This is a genomic window from Acinetobacter sp. YH16053, from assembly GCF_013417035.1.
Taxonomy (GTDB): domain Bacteria; phylum Pseudomonadota; class Gammaproteobacteria; order Pseudomonadales; family Moraxellaceae; genus Acinetobacter; species Acinetobacter towneri.
Genome location: NZ_VPEP01000119.1, coordinates 1 through 1,404 on the forward strand (window position 1 = coordinate 1; position 1,404 = coordinate 1,404).

Below are 1,404 nucleotides of genomic sequence, written 5' to 3' on the forward strand. Positions count from 1 at the left end.
CAACAGCAGAAATTAGAAAGAGAGCAACAGAAAACAATGAAGTTTAGAGGGATGAGCCGATGACACCTGATGAAAAAAAGCTATATGCACTGATGGCAGTTGCAGAACAACAGCAGAACCTAGTCAATCAGGCCGTTAAAGAGCTTCAAATCACGAAAGAACACATTCAAAGCACTATTGCTGGGCAAACCCACCACACTATATCAAAAGCGGTAAATGAGGGCTTACAGGACGGTACAGCAGAACTTATTAAGACCGCTAAAGCGCTTGGACGCTTGAAAAACTCGATTGAATCAGCCAATGATCAATTTTCATGGAAGTTAATCACCACTTTCTTAGGTGTTTTTTCAGTTCTCATACTGACTATGACGTGGCTATTTGCATCTTATATTAAGCCTTTAGAGAATATTCCAAAGATCGAGAGTTTAAGGCAGCAAGGTATTCAGTTTGATATTCAAAGTTGTGCCGTTGGAGAAGAGTCCAAGCCCTGCGTCCGAGTGATGAAAGAGCAGTGTGGCTATGGGAAGCATGGGGATTTATGCGTTATTGACCCCAAATAGCTGAATCTGAAAATGAAGGCTCTAAGCACTCATTTATAATTTTTATTATGTTTAAAATTAGTGGAAGTTAAGGAAATTATTATGTTAAAGCAATCAAGTTTAGAAAGAACAGAGTTTAAGGAAGAAGAACTTGCGCCCATTAAAAAGCTTGATTTGAATGATTTGAAAGTTCCTATGCCTAAAAACCTTGATCAGTTACTGATTTGGACATCCGAACTGGCTCAATATAATTATGCTCAATTCCTTAACCAATCCGAACAGCTAAAACTTGTTGATGAAGACAACCTGGAAGAACAGGCGGAAATCAGTCAGAAGCTTAGGTTCTATAGAGGTAATGCGCTTATAGAAAACCAAATCAAAGATTTCTATTTGAAAAAGTTACTTGATCAAGGAGAGGCAACAGTCAAAGGTTATATTAAAAGTCCGACTAAGAAAAATACCCGATATGCTGTAATTTCTTATCATGACTATGATTTTGTAAGCTTTGCTACTCCAGAGATTCTTAATAAATTTCCAGCCGATCTCATCAATTTCGTGCAAAAGGAAACACCTAAGACATTAGCGGACATATATCCTGAAGAAGCCGTGTTCTTATCAGCTATCAAAAAATTTATAAAACCTTTTAAGGAACAGTATAAAAAATTGGCTGATAAGAACAGGGAAATTAAGGAGCACAATACAGTTGCTCATAAAATTTATATAAAAATTAAAAATAAGGAAGCAACTCTGCAAAAGCCAACAGAGTCAAAGCCTAAAGAATCTAGCCCCAAATCTGATGAAAAGATTACTTTACCAGTAAAAATGAAGCAGGTAGCTATGCAGCAAAATATAGCTTCACAAGAAA

The 1,404-nt window shown here is 36.7% G+C and carries 2 protein-coding genes; both read left to right on the forward strand.

Features of this window, described 5'->3' with window-relative positions:
• Positions 1-59: 59 nt before the first annotated feature.
• Complete coding sequence (locus tag FTV43_RS15445; RefSeq protein ID WP_004282297.1) at positions 60-560, forward strand: hypothetical protein; 501 nt, start codon at positions 60-62, stop codon at positions 558-560.
• An 81-nt stretch (positions 561-641) separates the two neighbouring features.
• Positions 642-1,404 (forward strand): hypothetical protein (locus tag FTV43_RS15450; RefSeq protein ID WP_179995835.1); only part of this gene is annotated, 763 nt, incomplete at its 3' end.

Bases quoted from the DNA above. Each gene is read 5' to 3' on its own strand.
- FTV43_RS15445 (WP_004282297.1), top strand. From the start codon at position 60: ATGACACCTGATGAAAAAAAGCTATATGCACTGATGGCAGTTGCAGAA.